The following is a 17,495-nucleotide window of genomic DNA, read 5'->3' as shown; positions in this document are numbered from 1 at the left end:
TGGTACTAGCGAGTGACGTCGGTTTGCGCGGTATGCGCGCGAGCCAGTGCGAGGCCGGTGTCGCGATCGGGTGTCTCGATGTCCCAGGCTCCACAGGTGCAGTGGCAGAGATACTTACCCTCGACGGGCAGGATGGACTGCGCGTCGCAGTATCCCGAGGACGCAGCCATGTCGGCGAAGAATTCCGTCGGCAAGTCGTAGAGAATGCTGTCTTCCATGAGTTGTCCTAGCTTCCGAAGTGTGAGGCTCGGGTGGATCAGGCGGGGGTGGGGTTCTCGGTGCCAGGTGCGGGCGGCAGCGGAGCGCCGGGGAACAGTTCGGCGAAGGTACCGAACGTGATTCGATCCCGGGTGACCTGATCGACGTTGTCGAACAGGTCGTGGAGAGTGCGCTGGGTGTGGCCGTAGGTGCCCTCCATGTGGGGGTAGTCGCTGCCCCACAGGACGTTGTTGTAGCCCATGCCGGTCATTGCGGCGACAGCAGACTCGTCGTGCTGGAAGGAGGCGTACACCTGCGAGTAGATGATCTCCTTGGGGCTGCGCTTGAGCTTGGGGCGTACCACCATCGAATGCTGGCGGTAACCCTCTTCCATGCGGTCCGCGACAAACGGCACCCAGGTCGCTCCGCCTTCGGAGACAAGCACTTTGAGGTTCGGGTGGCGGTCGAGAGCGCCGGATGCGACAAGCTTCATGACGGCGCGCTGGCCACCGAAAGTTGTTTCGGTGTAGTTCAGGACAGCGCCGCCCGGTCCCTTGTACATGATGCCGGCGGCTCCGCCGGAGGACATGTCGACAGGCTCGGTGCCGATATGGAAAGCGATGACCATGCCGATGTCTTCGGCCAAGGCCCAGAAGGGTTCCCAGTCGTCCTGGTTGTAGTCCTTCTGGAGTGGGTGCGGTGAGACGGGCATGAAGACGGCCCGGAATCCGAGGTCACCGCAGCGCTTGAGTTCGGCGCAGGCGTCTTCGATGGAGAGAGTTGAAACCTGGGCGGTCGGCAGCAGTCGGGGAGAGGCAGCCATCAACGTCTCGACGGCCCAGTCGTTGGATGCGCGCATTGCTCCACGCAGAACCTCGGGAGTGCGGAAGGAAGACGCCCACATGCCGAGAGACGGGAAGACGAGTTCGGACCAGATGCCTTCTTCGTCCAGGTCTTTGAGTCGGAGATCGACGTTTCCAGCGCCCGGAGCGCGGCTGGCGGCCGCGTAGAACTCTTCCTGGGCGATGCTGGGTAGGCGACGTCGGAATGCCTGGCCGTCGACGAATACGGTCTCCCACTTGCCGTCCGGGTCCTTCTCGGAACGAGGGACAAGCTCGGCGAGGTGCTTGGGGAGCCGGGACTGCCACAGGTCTTCGGGCTCGAGGAAATGGGAATCTCCGGAGTTGGCCCACAGTTTCGTTGCCATTCTCTGACCTCCTGGTCGCGTCGCCCCGGTTCGGGCGATCGGGTGTGGATGTGCGCTGACGGCGATGCCGGACGAGAGTCGGGTTGAGCATCGGCCGAAAGCTGCTACAGAATCGCTTTCTAGAATCACGTTTTAGAATGCTAGAGTGATTGTGGTCAGGGCGGCTCGCTAAAGTCAATACCCGGCGCCGAATGACGGAGGATGAAATGAAAGAGCTGAAGGCCAAGCCGGGGGCTCGGACGTGGACGAGTTCCACGGGTACCAAAGACCGTGTGCTCGACGCGGCGGCTGAGATCTTCGCGCGCAAGGGATTTACCGATGCGACCATGGCGGACCTTGTGGAAGCGTCGGGCGTCAGCGTCGGCAGTATCTACCACCACTTCGGTGGCAAATCCGAAGTCTTCATGGCGATTTGGAACAATCTTGTGGAGCGAATGGGGCTGCAGGTCGGTGGGGCGTTGGAGCGTGCCCGAGCCGACGGTGTGACCGATCGTATCGAGTTGTTCGAAGTCAGTACACGCGCATACCTGGAATCGATCTGGCAGAACCAGTCGCGCGCGCGGGTGGTCGCCATGGGGGACACGCCGCCCGGATTCGATGCTCTACGACGCGGTAGTGCGAGGCGTGGCAGTGGGAACGACATCGAACTTCTCGGATTGAGTTCTGGTCGTCGTGAGCATCTGTTCGGCGACTTCCATATGGCTATCCGTGCCGAAGCTGCCCGTGCGGTCCTCGGATGTCGTACGCTGGAGGCGACCGAATTGGTCATCGAGGACACACTTCGGGTCATTCGCCGGCTCGATCCGCGAGAGTTCGAATTCGAGTCGGCGCAATAGCACTTGAACCACACAAGGCCGATCCGGCGCGGCGCGTCGGATCGACCTTACGTGTCTGGATATGGATCAGGCAGAGATCAAGCGTCGGCGGTGCCAGCTGACCGAGCCGTTAAGTAGCTCATCAACTTTGATCCGACGGATCAGCAGGTGAAGATCATGTTCCCAGGTGAAACCGATTCCGCCGTGCACCTGGAGCGCCGTCTGTGCAACCGTGCTGGTGGACTCGCCCGCGTATGCGGCTGCCGCTGATACCGCAGCGCTGCGACGCTCCCGGGAGCCTTCGTCCAATGCGACTGCGCCGGCCCACAGGCTAGCGCGGGAAGCCTCGACCATCAGGGCCATGTTGGCCAAATGATGTTTGACAGCCTGGAAGCTGCCGATGGGGCGATCGAACTGGGTTCGCTGTGTCGCATACTCCACTGATAGGTCGAGAAGCTTTTGCGCTGCTCCCAGTGCATCCATCTTCCGGTAGAGCGCCAGTGCGTCGGAGATGCGCGAGAGAGTGCCTTCCGGAACTAGGGTCCAGTGCTCGGCCGAAAGCGTGACGTCGAATTCCAGCGTCGACCAGGTTCTGGTCAGATCCAGAGTTTCCAGATTGCGTACCGCAACGGAGGTCTGACCGGGTGTCAGCAGGGCGGCAATTTCCCGGCCGTCGGCGTCCTGTCCGGCGACGAGGTATCCGGTTGCGTCGAAAAGTCCGACGCTCGGGGCCGACGATCCAGCGAGATTCAGAGTCGAGCCGTTGATATCTACGCGGAACGGGACACCGTCGTTGGATGCTGTCGCGATCGCGATGATGTCTTCGCCACTGGCCGCATCCACCGCTTTTGCGGACAGGGGGTGGTCAAGTTTTTCCAATTCGGCCGCGGCCAAAGCGAGTTCCGCGAGGGGGAGTGCACTGCCGGCGCGACCGTGCTCCTCGACGAGTACCGCAAGGTCGACGTGTGTTCCGCCCATGTCCTCGGTCATGAGGCCGAGTAGGCCGGATTCGATCGCATGGCTGACGGTCGCGGGGTCGATGGCAACCGGCCCGTCATCGATGGACTTTCGGCGACTGGCGATCGGATCGTGCTTGGTCAGCCATGCCCGCTCGCTTGCAGCGAGTTCGTCTTGTTCGGCACTGAGTGCGAAATCCATGAGCAATCCCTCCTCTTGATTGTTGACCTAGTTAACCATGTGATCTATCTTCTGAATAGAGCATACGACAACCCGCCGGCGACGTGTCGAGCGCAAACATCGCCAGTGCCACAGGAGTGGAGAGACTTAACATGACAAGCATCAACGATGCTCTGACCAAGCTCTGGTCGGCAGACGACGCTGCCCGAATGATTCAACAGGGCGACGATTGGTATTCGTGGGGCCAGGTTCGGGAACTGTCCGAGCGAATCGATCAGGAGCTGACGAGGCTCGGATGTGGTGCAGGTAGCCGCATCGGCGTCGTACTCGACAATCGGATGGAGTCCATCGCGGCTCTCATCGCGATTCTTCGTCACGGACGAACCATCATCACGCTCAATCCGATGCAGCCGACCGCGCGATTGACTGCGGATATGGTCGGCGCTCTGCCCGACGCAGTTCTCGCCGGTGCAGCAGCGTGGCGGGAGAGCGTGTTTCTCGGGGCCACCGTCGACCACGGGATCCTCGGCCTTACTGTCGACGGCCAAGATGTCGCTGTCGCCAATGGACTCGATGTTGCGACTATTCGCACGACGGGCGAGCAGATAGCAGCCAAGGTTGCCGTCGAGATGTTCACGTCCGGAACTACCGGACCGCCCAAGCGAATTCCGTTGACATGGCGCCAGCTCGAAGCTGCGCTTACCGCCGTCCATAGTCACACCGGTGCAGCTGGTCCTGACGACAGGGTTCAGTTTTCCGGTCGAGTTGCTCTTGTGACCTTGCCGATCGTGCATATCGGCGGCCTGTGGGGAGTCCTGCAGAACCTCGCAGAGGCGCGTCCGTTCGTGATGCTGCCTCGATTCACGGTCGACGGCTGGGTGTCGGCGGTGCGCGAGCACAAGCCGAAGATAGCAGGGTTGCCACCTGCAGCCATGCGTGGACTCATGAGTGCGGACGTTCCGGCATCGGACCTCTCGAGCCTACGTGCGATCACTGCCGGAACAACTTTTGTCGACCCGGATCTCGCTGACGAGTTCATGGCGAAGTACGGAGTTCCGGTCCTCATCATGTATGGGGCTACGGAATTCTCCGGTGCAATCGCAGGTTGGACCAAGCCGTTGCATGCGCAATGGTGGAACAAGAAGCGTGGCAGCGTCGGACGGCCTTTCCCCGGGGTGGCATTGCGCGCTGTCGCCGAAGACGGAACTGTCCTTCCCGGCGGATCGTCCGGTCGACTGGAAGTCAGTTCGAGCCAAACCGGCACCGGCGCCGACGACTGGGTGCGGACCTCCGATCTCGGTCACATCGACGAAGACGATTTTGTGTACATCGACGGGCGAGCAGACGACGCGATCGTCCGCGGCGGCTTCAAGGTGCATCCCGAGACCGTCGCCAATGCACTGCGTGCACACGGTGCGGTGCTCGACGCCACCGTGTACGGCCGTCCGGACGAACGGTTGGGTAAGGTGCCGGTCGCCGTCGTAGAACTTCTGCCGGGCGCGACGGCAGCGACCGAGGATGAATTCAAGACCTTCTGCCGGGATCAGTTGACCGCCTACGAGATTCCGGTGAACATCTACACGGTTGCAGAACTACCGCGCAGTGTCTCGTTGAAGGTGGACCGTCGACGTCTGCTCGAGTTGGTCGCAGAGATCGAAAACCAGGCGGAACCTGTCGCCGCAAGCGGGAAGTGAGCAGATATGCAGCGTGAGATCTTCGAATCCGAACACGATCAGTATCGCGATTCGGTTCGAGAATTCCTGGCCCGCTACGCAACTCCGTTTCAGGAGCAGTGGGAGAAGGACGGCATCATCGACAAGCAGCTTTACGTCGATGCCGCCAAGTTCGGTCTGATCGGATTCTCGGTTCCCGAGGAGTTCGGCGGCGGTGGAATGTCAGATGACTTCCGCTACAACGCGATTGTGGCCGAGGAACTGGCACACGCGTCATCGGGCGGTCCGGCGTTCACCTTGCAGAACGACGTGCTCGGACCGTACATGCTCAATCTGACGAACGACGAGCAGAAGGCTCGGTGGCTGCCTGCCTTCGCTCGCGGTGAATTGGTTGTCGCGGTAGCGATGACGGAGCCCGGTGCCGGCAGTGACCTGCAGGGCATCCGGACCTCGGCACGACGCGACGGTGACGATTGGATCCTCAACGGCGCTAAGACATTCATTTCCTCGGGTATCCACGCCGATCTGGTCATTGTGGTCGCGCGCACCGATCCGAATGCCAAGGGCAGCGAGGCGTTCACCCTGTTGGCCGTCGAACGCGGTATGGCCGGCTTCACGCGTGGTCGTAACCTCGAGAAGTTGGGTCAGCACTCCCAGGACACCGCCGAGCTCAATTTCGAGGACGTGCGAGTACCGGCTGCTAACGTGGTCGGCGAGGTCGGGCGTGGGTTCATCCATCTCATGCAGAACCTGCCCATGGAACGACTCTCGATTGCCGTCACTGCTGTCGCGTCGTGCCGGAGTCTGCTCGATATGACTCTCGAATATGTCAAGACGCGCAAGGCTTTCGGAACTCCGATCGGATCCTTCCAGGCCAACAAGTTCGAGTTGGCTACTCTCGAAACCGAGGTGGACCTCGCGCAGGTCTACGTCGATCGGTGCATTACCTTGCTCAATGCAGGCAAGCTGGACGGCACTGACGCAGCCAAGGCGAAGTGGTGGACTACAGAACTTCAGCAGCGCCTCATCTACGCGTGCCAGCAGATGCACGGCGGGTACGGCTTCATGATGGAATACCCGATTGCCAAGGCGTACGCCGATGCTCGCATCCAGACCATCTACGGCGGCTCGACCCAGATCATGAAGGAAATCATCGGCCGCTCGCTCGGTCTTTGACCTTGTCGAGCCGTTAAATTTCACAGCCCTCACATCTCACAGACTCCAGAAGGAGAAATCTCATGGGTGCAGTAATTGTCGAAGCAGTCCGGACCCCGGTCGGCAAGAAGAACGGTGGACTCTCCGGAATCCACCCCGCAGATCTGTCCGCAGTAGTTCTCAATGAGTTGGTCAAGCGCGCCGGAATCGATCCCGAGCTGGTCGACGACGTCATCTGGGGTTGCGTCGGCCAGGTTGGCGAGCAGACACACGACATCGCTCGCACGGCAGTGCTCGCCGCCGGTTGGCCTGAATCGGTTCCCGGTGTGACTGTGGACCGCCAGTGTGGTTCCTCGCAGCAGACGCTGAACTTCGCTGTCGCAGGCGTCATCGCCGGACACTACGACGCCGTAATCGCCGGTGGTGTCGAGTCGATGTCCCGTATCACCATGGGCACCACAACCGCCGTCGGCGGCAGCCCGCTGAGCCCGAAATTCATGGAGCGCTACGACGCGGCCCCCAACCAGGGTGTCGGTGCAGAAATGATGGCCGAGAAGTGGGCTATTTCGCGCACCGAGGTCGACGCATTCTCCGCCCGCTCACATGAGCGCGCTGCTGCCGCTCAGGACGCGGGTTTGTTCGACGCGCAGATCGTTCCCGTCACGACCCCCGACGGCACCGTGATCTCCAAGGACGAGGGAATCCGCCGTGGCACCACCGTCGAGAAGCTTGCCGGACTGAAGGCGGTCTTCAAGGAAGACGGTGTGATTCACGCCGGTAACGCATCGCAGATCTCCGACGGTGCTGCCGCGCTGCTCATCGTCAGCGACGAGTTCGCAGCGAAGCACGGACTCACCCCGATCGCTCGCATCCACACCGCCGTGGTGACCGGTGCCGATCCCGTGATGATGCTCGGTGCTCCCATCCCGGCGACAGCCAAGGCCCTCGAGAAGTCCGGTCTGACGGTCGACCAGATCGGTGTCTTCGAGGTCAACGAGGCATTTGCCCCCGTGCCGATGGCATGGCAGAAGGAAATCGGCGCCTCTGACGAGGTTCTGAACCCGAACGGCGGCGCCATCGCGCTCGGCCATCCGCTGGGTGGATCGGGCGCCCGAATCCTGACCGACATGATTTACCACATGCGCCGCAACGACATTCAGTACGGCCTGCAGACCATGTGTGAAGGTGGCGGACAGGCCAACGCCACGATCCTCGAGTTGGTGAAGTGATGACCTCGTCTACTGTCACTCAGGATGGTGCGCTCGTCGAGCGCAGAGGCAATGTTCTCGTTGTCACGATCAATCGTCCCGATGCCCGCAATGCCGTCAACGCCGCAGTCAGTATCGGGGTGGGTGGCGCGCTGGTCGAGGCCGAGAACAATCCCGAAATCCGCGCTGTCGTTATCACCGGAGCCGGGGACAAGTCCTTCTGTGCCGGAGCTGATCTCAAAGCGATCTCCCGCGGTGAAGGCCTGCACGCACCCGGCAACGAGCACTGGGGCTTCGCAGGGTTCGTCAATCACTTCATCAATAAGCCGGTCATCGCGGCCGTCAACGGCACTGCACTCGGTGGCGGTACTGAGTTGGCGCTGGCCGCTGACCTGATCGTGGCAACCGAAAGCGCGAGCTTCGGTCTCCCCGAGGTCAAGCGCGGACTGATCGCCGGAGCTGGCGGAGTGTTCCGTCTGCCGGCGCAGATTCCTCAGCGTTTGGCGATGGAGATGATCTTCACCGGTGACCCGATCTCGGCAGCCCGAGCGCTCGAATTCGGACTGATCAACGAGGTTGTGGCCGACGGTACAGTTGTGGAAGCGGCTGTTGCTCTGGCCGAGCGCATTTCGGTCAACGCTCCGCTGTCCGTGCAGGCCAGTAAGCGACTTGCGTACGGCGTGTTCGGTGGAGTTCGTGTCGATGAGACCGAGAAGTGGAACCTCTCCGCTACGGAGTGGGACGGTCTGATGGACAGTGAAGACGCCAAGGAAGGACCACTCGCCTTCGCAGAGAAGCGCGCACCGGTCTGGAAGGCACGCTGACCGAAAGCGTAAGTCCCCTCGGGTAATCAAGAACCCGCTCTACCTTTCGAGGTAGGGCGGGTTCTTTCTTGTACGGAATGGATGGCAACGATAAGAGCGCAGGTGCCGTGGCTCCTGCGCTCTTATCGTGAACTGTGTTGTGCGTTGAACTCTTTCCCTGAGCTAGACGGGTGTTTTGGCCTCCACGCCGCCGAGATAAGCCCGCTCGATCCGCTCCGGTTCCGCAGCGAGTTCGCCGGCAGGGCCACGCAGCACCTCTACTCCGTGAGCCAGAACGATTGCGGTGTCCGCAATTTCGAGTGCCAACCGTACGTGCTGCTCGACCAGGATGACAGCGGCGCCGGTGTCATCGGCAACCTTGCGGATCACGGGTAGTAGAGCCTCGACGATGACGGGTGCCAGCCCCATACTCAGTTCGTCGATCAACAGGACCTTTGGATCCTGCATCAGTGCACGTCCGACTGCGAGCATCTGTTGCTCACCGCCCGACAGCATCCCTGAGCTGACCTTCATGCGTTCGCCGAGTGCCGGGAAGTATCCGAGAACGTCGGCAACCGTGGTGCCGCCCCGGCGGCCCGCCAGTTCCAGGTTCTCTTTGACAGTCAGGCCGGTGAACAATGCCCGATCGTCGGGAACAAGAACCAGTCCGGCGCGAGAGGCTGCCCGGGCCTGTCCCGGTTTGATGGCAGTCCCGGCAATCTTGACGCCGCCGCCGAGGCTGGGGATCAGTCCCGTCAGTGTCATCAGCAGTGTGGTTTTTCCGGCACCGTTTGGACCGAGCAACGAGAGTACTTCTCCTGGTTGCAATTCGAGATCAAAATCTCGGAGACAGGGCCTGCCCTTGGCGTAGCCGGCGGCCAGTCCTGAGCATTCGAGTACTGCACTCATACTGTTGCCTCCGTTGCAGCGTGGGTGGCGCCGAGGTACGCGCGCACCACATCCGGGTTGGTGGAGATCTCTGCCGGCGGACCGGATGCGATGGTACGGCCGAGGTCGAGAACGATGATCCGATCACAAACCTCGAGTACAAGTTCCATGTCGTGGTCAACCATCAATACCGTGACGCCGGCATCACGAACGGCTCGCAAACGCTCACCGAGCCACTGGCTTTCGGTGCTGTCGAGTCCGGCAGCAGGTTCGTCGAGCAGAACGATCTTCGGTCGGCCGGCCAGTGCGCGAGCGACTGAAACCAGCTGGCGTTGTCCCTGGGACAGTTCGCTGACGGAACGATCGGCGACTTCGGTCAGTTGCAGCACGCCGAACAGTGAGTCGATGTCTGAATCGGTGGGGGAGTCGGCATCGTTCTGACGTCCGACTGCCGCAACGGTTCCGACTTCGACGTTCTCGCGGACGGTGAGATCGTCGTACAGTTCGATACCCTGGAAAGTACGTCCGAGTCCCATCTTGCTTCGGAGATGCGGCTTCAATCCATCGACGCGAGTATCCCCGAGTGTGACGGTTCCGGTCGAGTCTGCGAAACCACTGATCGCGTCGATACAGGTGGTTTTGCCGGCTCCGTTGGGTCCGATCAGTCCGACGATTTCGCCGGCATGGACATCGAATGTGACGTCGTCGAGAGCGACAACTCCGCCGTAGCGTACTCCGATTCCCTTGGCAGAGAGAAGGACTTCGCCGTGGGTTTTGCGGATGACGCGTTCGCCGGCTTCGGCGATTACTTCCGAGGTAGCCGGGGTCGGTGTAGCTGAAGTCGGGGCGTCGTTCGGACGGATCCGAGCGATGAGTTTCCGGACTCGCGCAGAATGTTGATGTAGATGTCCGGCCAGACCCTCGGGGTATTGGATGATGGTGAGGATCAAGAAGACACCGCTGAGCATCGCGTAGTAACTGCCCAGGTGCAGGAACCGGTCCATGACGATGAACAGGATTCCGCCGGCCCCGATAATTCCCGCGAGGATACCGCCGGAGACACAGGTGATGCCCGCGATGTACACGATTGCGAACAGTCCGATACCGGCCAGTGCCGAATACGATTCGGCGGTAGCCAATGTTTGTTGGTATCCCATGAGTGTGCCGCCGATTCCGGCGATGAAGGATCCAATCGCAAACGCCTTGATTTTGGTACGCGAAACGTCGATACCGGAAGCGGCAGCGGAGCGTTCATTGGCGCGCACCGCGAGCATGGAGGCGCCGAGTCGGCTGGTGCGTAGTTTCGCCACTCCGATCGCGGTACCGGTCAGCACCACGAGACAGAGAATTCCGAAGGGAATTCGCGGGTACTCGGTTCCGGCACCGATGCCGAGATCGAGCCCGAACAGGCTCGGGGAATCGATCGGCGCGCCGGTCAAGCCGCCGTTGAGGTTGGAATTGCGGAACCAGAACACCTCGAGGAATACAGCCAAAGCCAAGGTCACCACGGTGACAGGAAGGCCGCGGATGCGAAGTGCCGGAAGTCCGACCACCACACCGATCACCATGGCGACCACCGCAGAGAGGATCGGTGCGATGGGAAATGGGATCCCCAAGTCGTTACCGAGACGGGTGAGCGTGAAGGCACCCACACCTGCGAGTGTCAGTTGGGCAAGCGAAATCTGTCCCGCAAAACCTGTGACCACAACCTGCGAGAGCGCCACCACTGCGAGGATGAGCGAGGTGACGATCGCCGCGCGGTAGCTTCCGGTGGTGAGTAGGAGCCCGGCGAGAGCGATGATCACGGAGATGAGGGTCGGGACGAGAAGTCCCTTCGGGCGGGGTGCCCGCCCCAAAGTCTGCTGAATGATGGCGCCGCGCGAGGGTAGTGGCTTTCCCCGAAACACGAGGAAGATCAAAATCATCACGAGCGGAACAAGTTCGGCCATTCCCGACTGTGGGAACCAGCTCACCGTGCTCTGCAGATGCGTCATTTCCGATTGCAACATACCGATGCCGAGGCCGGCCACGACAGCAGGGCCTAGCGCACTGAAGTTGCCCACGAGAGCCGCAGCCAGCGCCGGGACGATGAACATAGTGTACGAAACGGGGATCAACGGAACGATCGGTGCGATCAGGATTCCGCTGAGGCCGGCTACAACGGTGCTCAATGCCCAGTTGCCGAACGCAATTCGCTCGGGGGAGAGGCCGGTGACAAGTGCGCCCTTCTCCGATTCCGCAGCCGCCCGGGTTGCCAACCCGAACTTTGTCCAGCGGAAGGCAAGCGTGATCGCGAGGGCCAGAAGCAGGATGATGGCCGCGAACCACAAGCGGTCCAACGGGATTCGAGCGTCTCCGATCGTGATGACGCCGGCCGGGAGGATCGCCTTCACCGAAACCGGCGTAGTTCCCACTCTCAGTGCGAGCAAGGCCTGCACGAAGAGCATGACGCCGATCGACGCCACAGCCTTCGCGACGGGTGGCGCCGTGCGCAGTGCGCGGAACACAACGGCGTAGATCAGGACGCCCAGAAGCGCCGCGATGACCAGGGAAATGGCCATCGCGGGCACCAGGCCCATCGGGCCACCCAAGTCGATTGTCTTGGGTAGGCCGGGAATGGGATTGAGCAGTTCACCTTTGCGTAGGAACCCGTAGGTGTACGCAACGTAGAGCGCTACCGCGCCGGTGCTGAAATTGACGACTCCGGAGCTTCGGAATGTCATGACCAGGGCAAGGCCTAGCGCCGCGTAGACGGCACCGTTACCCAAACCCAGAGCCAAGAAAACTATGTGGTCGGTCATGGCGACTCCTCGGTCTCACTGCCATAGCGCGATAGCATGTCTACTTCCTGAAATCTGTTGTCGTGTAGTGCTGTTGAGGTTATCTGTCGAACTGAATTGTGGGTGCTCGGTTACTTGACCAGCTGGGGGTCGACAGGCTTTCCGTCCTCGACGGTCGCTGTCATGGTTCCGGAGCTGCAGACGGCCGGCATGCCGGTCACGGCGGTGCCGTCGCAGGTGAAGGTCATGCCGTGACCGGCCGGCAGCGGCACATCTTTTGCGGCCTTGAGTGCGGTGATGACTGCAGCCGGAGTGGGTTCGCCGGTCAAGCCTTCAGTAGCGCGAATGAGGGAGAGCATCGATTGGTAGCCGACTACGGTGTAGCCGCCGATGTCAGTGGACGGCGAGTACTTTTTCATGACCGAGCGGTAGAGAACAGCTTCGGGATCGTTGGACTGGGTGTCGGATGTCGTGAAGAGGAGCGATCCTTCCACGGCGTCACCGGCAGCTTCGATTGTCGAGGGATCGATGCACGGCTGAATGATCATTCTCTTCTGGTCAGCGCCAACTGTGCTGAATGCCTTCAGTACCGAGGTGCACATGGTGGCATCGCCGACGATAGCGACTGCGTCGGTGCCGGAGAGGCCTGAACTGACCTGTGGAGTTGCGTCGGGCGTGCCCTTGGGAATGGGGACGATCTGAAGCTCGACCCCGGCGGCCTTGAATGCCGGCTCGCCCATTGCCTTGGTGCCGGCGACCACCGAACCGTTGTCGGTGACGAAGGCTGTGACCTTCTTGAAGTTGTTCGCCTTGGAATGGGCGGCCATGGACTTGAGTGTTCCGGGGAACCCTCCGGTGAGTACAAACGAGTTCGGCGTCGTCAGCTCTGCGGGGCCCGAGCCCGAGACGCTCATGATCGGGATGCCGGCACCGGTCACGATGGGAACCATCGCTTCGCCATTTGAGGTGGTGGGCACGATTACCGCGGCTACGCCTTGCTCGACCATCTGATTGGCGCAATCGCGTGCGGACGCGGGGTCTTCCTGATTCTTGCAGCTGACCATGGTGATCGGGTGCCCGGCGATACCGCCGAGATTTGCGTTGGCGTACTTGACGACGGCCTCTGCGGCTTCGCGGTTACCGGGCTGCGAGACGGCGGGGCCACCCTCGGGATTGATCAGACCGATCTTGATCGGGGTACCGGTTGCCGGCTTGTCCGGGAAGGCGCTCGAGGGTGCTTCGACAGAGTCGCTGGAAGCAGTATCCGTGCTGTCGCTGCTACATGCGGTTCCGAGCCCGATGACCGGAACCACGGCCATCAGTGCAACGGCAGCGAGCCGGCTTCGACGGAATGTGCGGGGAGTTGATCGAGAAAACGTCATGGACTTCCTCTGTTTCAGAAAATGTGAACAGGCGCACGATTGACCCGATCCGCAGTTTTAGTGACGTTTGTCACATCACGGTGGGCATGACAAACGTAGGCGCAGGGACGACTTCTGTCAATAAGGTATCGAGGTTAACTAGGTGGGAGGGTCGGTTCCCCTGAATAAATATGGCCAATAGATTGAATGAGTTCACATAGTGCACTATGTTAGATATCAACGAAGTGGTAGGGCGGCAGGAATTTCCGTACCGACGTGCCTCACGCACGCCGAGCTGACGATGTAGGAGCTGACGATGTTGAAGACAAGATTCACCGAGGAATTCGGTGTCGAGCATCCCGTCGTTCAAGGCGGAATGATGTGGGTCGGCCGCGCGGAGTTGGCGGCTGCAGTCTCCGAAGCTGGTGGCTTGGGCATCATCACAGCGCTGACGCAGCCGACGCCGGAGGACCTGACGGCCGAGATCGCGAAGGCGCGGGCCTTGACGGACAAGCCGATCGGTGTGAATCTCACGTTGACGCTGTCGATCAATCAGCCTCCGTACGAGCAGTATCGCCAGGCGATTATCGATTCCGGTGTCACGATCGTGGAGACGGCCGGCTCCAATCCGGCTGTGCATGTGGAGCATTTCAAAGAACACGGCATCAAGGTCATTCACAAGTGCACCAGTGTTCGTCATGCGCTCAAAGCGCAGTCGCTCGGTGTCGATGCGGTCAGCATCGACGGTTTCGAGTGTGCGGGTCATCCGGGTGAGGATGATGTTCCGGGTTTGGTGTTGATTCCGGCTGCGGCTGATGCTTTGTCGATTCCGTTCATTGCGTCGGGTGGTTTTGCCGATGGTCGTGGTTTGGCTGCGGCGTTGGCGTTGGGTGCGCAGGGAATCAACATGGGGACGCGGTTCATGTGCACCGAGGAGTCGCCGATTCATCAGAAGATCAAGGAACAGATTGTCGGGGCGTCGGAGTTGGATACGCAGCTCATTTTCCGGCAGTTGCGGAACACGATGCGTGCGTCGAAGAACTCCGTCAGTGAAGAGGTTGTCGACATCCTCGGCAAGGGTGGGCGGTTCAGGGATGTTCAGGATCTGGTGGCCGGTACTCGTGGCCGTAAGGTGTATGAGAACGGTGATTCGGAGGCCGGTATCTGGACTGTCGGGATGGTCCAAGGCTTGATCCGGGACATCCCGGGTGCGGGGGAACTTGTCACTCGAATCGTCTCAGATGCGGAGGCGATCATCCGGTCGCTGAATTCGGTGTTGATAGACCCTCTTCCAGCATCCTGACAGTGTTGCTTCTATCCGAGTAGTTCTCGAATCTCTAAGAGTAAGTGGGTATTTAACGATGGCTGAAAATACGACCGAGGCGAAGACAGCGGCCGATACCGTTCCCGAGACGGAGACGGAGCCGACCGTACTCGTTCGAAGGGACGGGCATGTCGCGATTCTCACGCTGAACCGTCCGGATCGACGGAACGCGTTCAATCGTGACATGCGTAAGTCCATCAAGAAGCAACTGTGGATTGCCGACGCGGACGACGATGTGCGCGTGGTGGTCATCACGGGTGCCGGCAGCGCATTTTCCGCCGGGGTCGATCTACCGGAGGCGCTGACGGGTCCGCCGCCGCGCACGGAAGGGAGTACCCCCGGCCAGGTACTTCGGGCAATTTCCAAGCCGGTTATCGCCGCGGTCAACGGGCCTTGCTACACCGGTGCATTTGAGTTCGCAGTCAACTGTTCGTTCATCATTGCGTCCGAGAACGCGGTTTTTGCCGACACTCATGCGTCGATCGGTCTTCTGAACGGTTGGGGCGGCAGCGCAATGCTTCCCCGGGTCGTCGGATTGCCCGCCGCTATTCAGATCATTCTCAGCGGCGATCCGATCAACGCGGAGACCGCACTTCGAATCGGACTCGCCAATGAGATGGTTCCGCACGACGAACTTTTGCCGCGCACTCTCGAGATTGCGCATTCGATTTCGGCCAGTCACCCGGGTGCCGTCCGGCGCATGCTGCGACTGCTGAAGGAAGGAGCCGGCGCATCCGTAGCTCATGCGCTCGGACTGGAGGCAGAAGCGTCGGCAAGCATGCGTCCCGACGGCAAGGACATCGGGGCTCGTTTCGACAAACGTCCCGGCAAATCGGAGTGATCAAGTGAGCGGAACCACCGACGTCGAACTATTGGCGCCGCCATTGGCGGCATTACTCAGTCTCGAGCGAATCGACAGAGGACTCTTTCGCGGCGGCAGCGGGCATCTCACAGAGGGCGCGTTGTACGGCGGTCAGGTTCTCGGTCAGGCGCTGATGGCCTGCGGTGCCACTGTCGATCCGGATCGCACACCGCATTCCTTGCACGCCTACTTTCTACGTCGCGGGGACGCGGGCCGGCCGGTGATCTACCGAGTGGAGAACGATCGTGACGGTGGCTCATACTCCTCGCGTCGGGTAGTTGCGATCCAGAACGGCGAAGTTGTACTCAGTATGTCGGCTTCGTTCCGGTTGCGCGTAGGCGGAGAAAACTACGTCCCGGTTCCCGAACCCGAGAAAGCCAAACCGATCCACGCCGAGCCCGCGGTGTCACTGGAAGTGCTCGTGCAGAAGTGGCCGACTGCGCAGGAGTTCTTTCCGCGGGAATTCTGGGTTCGACCTAATGTTCCACTTCCGGAAGATAATTCGTTGATGCATGCCGCAGCGATTGCGTACATGTCAGATTTTTCGACCGGGCTGGATCGGCAGCACGAGGGGAAGGTTATCGGGCCCAGCCTCGATCACACGCTCTGGTTTCACAGTGAAGCAGACTGGAAGGATTGGCTGATCGTCGAACACGCGCCGGGAATCGTTCGTGGTTCGCGCGGGTGGTACTCGGGGGCGATTCGCAATGGAAGTGGCGAGGTTGTAGCCAGCCTCGCGCAGGAAATGGTCTACCGTGAACCTCGGTGATCTCGTATCCCAGTAGGAGAATTTCATGATCGAGATCAGTCCTCTCAGCGCTCTCAATTCGGCAGTGATGGCAGGAGATCACTCGCAGCCCAGGGAAATGAGTCAGGCGGATATCGCGACAAACGCAGTTCGCAGGCTTGCCGAGGCGGTCGTCCGCATGTCAGCGGATCATCCACGGGTTTCGACCATGGCCGAGCGCGTGAATATCCTTGCCGACGAACTCGATTCGCGAGCGCCCTCGGCCTCTGTACGAGTTGAAACCATGTGGGATCCGGCGGGCGGTGTCCCCAAGCACAGTCCAGTTGCAGGGACCAGGAATGCGGTAGCTCGCCCACTCGTATTGCACCAGCTGGCCGATGGTGTGGTCGAGGGTCGAGTCAATTTCGGTGTGTTGCATCAAGGTCCACCCGGGTGCCTGCACGGCGGTATTGCCGCGCTGGTACTCGACGTCGCGCTTGCCTCCGCGAACGCCCATGCCGGATATCCGGGGATGACCGCCTCCCTGAGAATTCGGTATCTGCGACCTACTCCGTTGTACCGAGAATTGACAGTCGTTGCTGCGCACATCGACCGGGACGGTCGAAAGGTCCGTTCCTGGGCGGAAATTCGCCTTGACGGTGAGGTCTGCGTGCGCGCCGACGGACTGTTCGTGACTGCTAGAGAAGGGTTCGCACACAGTGATCTATGACGAGGAGGAACCGGGCGCCGAGGTCGCGGACCTTGCCGCGGCAGTGCGAAGGTTGGTCGACCTGATGCTTCGGGTAGACGAGAATGATCCTTCGCTGATCGATCTGATTACGGAGTTGGACGCAATGTCTGCGGAACTCGAGTCAGCACAAGCAGGTGCAGGCCCTTTTGAGAACGCACGTGCCGGAGAGTGGCTGGTCTCACGGCATGATCCGGTGTCCGGCGTCGAGAATGCGCTGGCGCCACCCATCGTCATGGAGTTGGACGAGGATGGGAAGGCTCGAGCCGAGTTGGTGTTCGGTCTCCCGTATCAAGGTCCGAAAGGTATTGTGCACGGCGGTATTTCGGCCATGGTTCTCGATCACGTCTTGAGCGTGGCAGAACGGGTGCCGGATCAACCTTTGGTCACGGCAGAACTGTCCTTTCGATACGAGAGTCCGCTTCCGTTGTTCGAGCAGGCACAGCTGACAGCGCACCGAGTGTCCGTGGAGGGACGGAAGGTACGAGTCGCCGGAGAAATTCGCGTAAACGACCAGGTCGCTGTGTCGGCAGAGGGGCTGTTCATCGCGAAACGGCTCGACCTGATGTCGGCGACGACGGCGGAAGGAGCCTCGCAGTGAATTCCCAA

16 protein-coding genes are annotated in these 17,495 nt (G+C 60.8%); 10 read left to right on the top strand and 6 right to left on the bottom strand.

The genetic code is table 11. From position 1 onward, the window contains the following. Positions 1-5: 5 nt before the first annotated feature. Together A0W34_RS30535 and A0W34_RS30530 are read right to left on the bottom strand one after the other, a co-directional pair. Positions 6-218, bottom strand: coding sequence for a hypothetical protein (locus tag A0W34_RS30535; protein ID WP_081559146.1), 213 nt, complete (start codon positions 216-218; stop codon positions 6-8). Positions 219-256: 38 nt separating this feature from the next. Continuing rightward, on the bottom strand, positions 257-1,405 hold the full coding sequence (locus tag A0W34_RS30530) for an amidohydrolase family protein (RefSeq protein WP_081559144.1): 1,149 nt from the start codon (positions 1,403-1,405) through the stop codon (positions 257-259). Positions 1,406-1,611: 206 nt separating this feature from the next. On the opposite strand from A0W34_RS30530, the gene A0W34_RS30525 reads away from it, so the two are divergent. Next, positions 1,612-2,241 carry a TetR/AcrR family transcriptional regulator gene (locus tag A0W34_RS30525; protein WP_198035733.1) on the top strand — a complete coding sequence of 210 codons (630 nt, stop codon included), beginning with the start codon at positions 1,612-1,614 and terminating at the stop codon, positions 2,239-2,241. Positions 2,242-2,307: 66 nt separating this feature from the next. Here A0W34_RS30525 and A0W34_RS30520 read toward each other — a convergent pair whose 3' ends face one another. Beyond that, complete coding sequence (locus A0W34_RS30520; RefSeq protein ID WP_081559140.1) at positions 2,308-3,378, bottom strand: acyl-CoA dehydrogenase family protein; 1,071 nt, start codon at positions 3,376-3,378, stop codon at positions 2,308-2,310. 131 nt (positions 3,379-3,509) lie between these two features. Here A0W34_RS30520 and A0W34_RS30515 point away from each other — a divergent pair, with 131 nt between their 5' ends. The 4 genes from A0W34_RS30515 to A0W34_RS30500 all read left to right on the top strand — a co-directional run bounded on the left by A0W34_RS30515 (position 3,510) and on the right by A0W34_RS30500 (position 8,217). Further along, complete coding sequence (locus A0W34_RS30515; protein WP_081559138.1) at positions 3,510-5,051, top strand: class I adenylate-forming enzyme family protein; 1,542 nt, start codon at positions 3,510-3,512, stop codon at positions 5,049-5,051. Between the two features lie 6 nt (positions 5,052-5,057). Continuing rightward, positions 5,058-6,206: an acyl-CoA dehydrogenase family protein gene (locus tag A0W34_RS30510; protein WP_081559136.1), complete on the top strand. Its 1,149-nt coding sequence runs from the start codon at positions 5,058-5,060 to the stop codon at positions 6,204-6,206. A gap of 62 nt (positions 6,207-6,268) precedes the next feature. Beyond that, on the top strand, positions 6,269-7,414 hold the full coding sequence (locus A0W34_RS30505; protein WP_081559134.1) for a thiolase family protein: 1,146 nt from the start codon (positions 6,269-6,271) through the stop codon (positions 7,412-7,414). Beyond that, complete coding sequence (locus A0W34_RS30500; RefSeq protein WP_081559132.1) at positions 7,414-8,217, top strand: crotonase/enoyl-CoA hydratase family protein; 804 nt, start codon at positions 7,414-7,416, stop codon at positions 8,215-8,217. The genes A0W34_RS30505 and A0W34_RS30500 overlap by 1 nt, the downstream gene beginning before the upstream one ends. 162 nt (positions 8,218-8,379) lie before the next feature. On the opposite strand, the gene A0W34_RS30495 is transcribed toward A0W34_RS30500, so the two are convergent. The 3 genes from A0W34_RS30495 to A0W34_RS30485 form a co-directional block, all read right to left on the bottom strand. Next, positions 8,380-9,105, bottom strand: coding sequence for an ABC transporter ATP-binding protein (locus A0W34_RS30495; RefSeq protein WP_081559130.1), 726 nt, complete (start codon positions 9,103-9,105; stop codon positions 8,380-8,382). Next, entirely contained in the window at positions 9,102-11,885 is a 2,784-nt protein-coding gene (locus tag A0W34_RS30490; RefSeq protein WP_081559128.1) for a branched-chain amino acid ABC transporter permease/ATP-binding protein, read from the bottom strand. Before A0W34_RS30490 ends, A0W34_RS30495 begins: the two co-directional genes overlap by 4 nt. A gap of 110 nt (positions 11,886-11,995) precedes the next feature. Further along, positions 11,996-13,246 carry an ABC transporter substrate-binding protein gene (locus A0W34_RS30485; protein WP_081559126.1) on the bottom strand — a complete coding sequence of 417 codons (1,251 nt, stop codon included), beginning with the start codon at positions 13,244-13,246 and terminating at the stop codon, positions 11,996-11,998. Positions 13,247-13,541: 295 nt separating this feature from the next. Here A0W34_RS30485 and A0W34_RS30480 point away from each other — a divergent pair, with 295 nt between their 5' ends. The 5 genes from A0W34_RS30480 to A0W34_RS30460 are packed head-to-tail and all read left to right on the top strand — an operon-like array spanning position 13,542 to position 17,487. Then, positions 13,542-14,528 (top strand): NAD(P)H-dependent flavin oxidoreductase, encoded by a 987-nt coding sequence (locus A0W34_RS30480; RefSeq protein ID WP_081559124.1) that lies wholly within the window; start codon positions 13,542-13,544, stop codon positions 14,526-14,528. Positions 14,529-14,586: 58 nt separating this feature from the next. Further along, complete coding sequence (locus tag A0W34_RS30475) at positions 14,587-15,390, top strand: enoyl-CoA hydratase-related protein (RefSeq protein ID WP_081559122.1); 804 nt, start codon at positions 14,587-14,589, stop codon at positions 15,388-15,390. Positions 15,391-15,394: 4 nt separating this feature from the next. Then, positions 15,395-16,180 (top strand): acyl-CoA thioesterase, encoded by a 786-nt coding sequence (locus A0W34_RS30470; RefSeq protein WP_198035732.1) that lies wholly within the window; start codon positions 15,395-15,397, stop codon positions 16,178-16,180. A 25-nt stretch (positions 16,181-16,205) separates the two neighbouring features. Beyond that, a complete protein-coding gene (locus A0W34_RS30465; protein WP_081559119.1) occupies positions 16,206-16,868 on the top strand; it encodes a PaaI family thioesterase in 663 nt (220 codons plus the stop codon). Further along, positions 16,858-17,487, top strand: a complete 630-nt coding sequence (locus A0W34_RS30460) for a PaaI family thioesterase (protein ID WP_081559117.1) — start codon at positions 16,858-16,860, stop codon at positions 17,485-17,487. The genes A0W34_RS30465 and A0W34_RS30460 overlap by 11 nt, the downstream gene beginning before the upstream one ends. Positions 17,488-17,495: the final 8 nt, after the last annotated feature.

This window comes from Rhodococcus sp. BH4, from assembly GCF_002079265.1.
GTDB classification, from domain to species: domain Bacteria; phylum Actinomycetota; class Actinomycetes; order Mycobacteriales; family Mycobacteriaceae; genus Rhodococcus_F; species Rhodococcus_F qingshengii.
The sequence above is the reverse complement of the archived record's forward strand: the minus strand, read 5'-3'. Positions and strand labels throughout refer to the sequence as shown.